General features: G+C 50.1%; 1 protein-coding gene. It reads right to left on the reverse strand.

Features of this window, described 5'->3' with window-relative positions; all coding sequences use genetic code 11:
* On the reverse strand, window positions 1-1,607 hold a 1,607-nt coding region (gene napA / locus R7127_RS26065; protein WP_318148669.1), incomplete at both ends, for a periplasmic nitrate reductase subunit alpha.

Below are 1,607 nucleotides of genomic sequence, written 5' to 3' on the forward strand. Positions count from 1 at the left end.
GTTACGACCGCGTGTTTCAACGCGAACGCGTACTTCGCCACGTTTGTTCGCGATAACCACTTCTTCACCGCGACGTACGTTGCGCGCTTTCGCATCTTCTGGATGCATGTAACACACCGCATCCGGTACTGCTTTGTACAGCTCAGGTACACGACGAGTCATGGTACCAGTGTGCCAGTGCTCAAGAACACGGCCTGTACATAGCCATAGGTCGAATTCTGAATCAGGCACTTCTGGTGGCGCTTCGTACGGTGCAGAGATGATCTTCGCTTTACCGTCCGCATTGCCGTAGAAATCCCAACCAGAACCCGCTTTCGCGTATGGGTCCGAGCCCTCTTTGAAGCGCCACTGTGTCTCTTTACCATCAACGACTGGCCAGCGTAGACCGCGTACGGTGTGGTACACGTCGTATGGTGCTAAGTCGTGACCATGGCCGCGGCCGAACGTTGCGTATTCTTCAAACAGACCTTTTTGAACGTAGAAACCGAAGTGGTGCGAATCGTCGTTCAGTTCACGTGCCTCTTCAAGCGGGAACTTGTCAACTTGGCCGTTTTTGAACAGCATGTCGTACATGGTTTTGCCACGGTACTGAGGCGCTTTCGCTAGAAGTTCTTCTGGCCACACTTCTTCCATTTTGAAGCGTTTAGAGAACTCCATTACCTGCCATAGGTCAGACTTAGCGTCGCCTACCGTGCCTACTTGTTGGTACCAAGCTTGAGTACGACGTTCTGCGTTACCGTAAGCGCCTTCTTTTTCAATCCACATTGCTGTTGGAAGGATAAGGGCAGCCGCTTGAGCGGTAGCCGTTGGGTATGGGTCAGAAACAACAATGAAGTTTTCTGGGTTACGGTAGCCAGGCAGACGTTCAGTGTTGATGTTCGGACCAGCTTGCATGTTGTTGTTACATTGAACCCAGTAACAGTTCAGTACGCCATCGTTCAGCATACGGTCTTGAAGTACCGCGTGGAAACCTGGTTTTGGTGGAATCGTGCCTTCAGGCAGTTTCCAGATTTTTTCTGCGATTTGGCGGTGTTTAGGGTTAGCAACCACCATGTCCGCAGGTAGACGGTGAGCAAACGTACCAACTTCACGAGCTGTACCACACGCCGATGGCTGACCAGTTAGTGAGAATGGGCTATTCCCCGGAGTAGCGATTTTACCGGTTAGAAGGTGGATGTTGTAAACCAAGTTGTTCATCCACACGCCGCGAGTATGTTGGTTCATACCCATTGTCCAAAGTGACATTACTTTCGTGTTTGGATCGGCGTATTGCTTCGCAAGCTCAATCAGTTTTTCTTTCTTAACACCCGAGATCTCAGACGCTTTCTCAACCGTGTATGGCGCTACAGACTTCTTGTACTCTTCGAAAGAGATTGACGTCAGTTTGCCTGAGTTAGGGTTTTTCGCAGCTTTTTGTAGCGGGTCGTCGTCACGCAGACCGTAACCGATGTCGGTGTCTGCTTGAGTAAAGTTCGTGTGCTTGTTCACGAAATCCCAGTTTACTGCATCGTTTTCGATGATGTAGTTCGCGATAAAGTTAGCAATCGCAAGGTCAGACTGTGGGTTAAAAATGTAGCCGTGATCTGCCAACTCGAATGAACGATGGT

This window comes from Vibrio sp. 1159 (assembly GCF_033340395.1).
Lineage (GTDB): Bacteria > Pseudomonadota > Gammaproteobacteria > Enterobacterales > Vibrionaceae > Vibrio > Vibrio alginolyticus.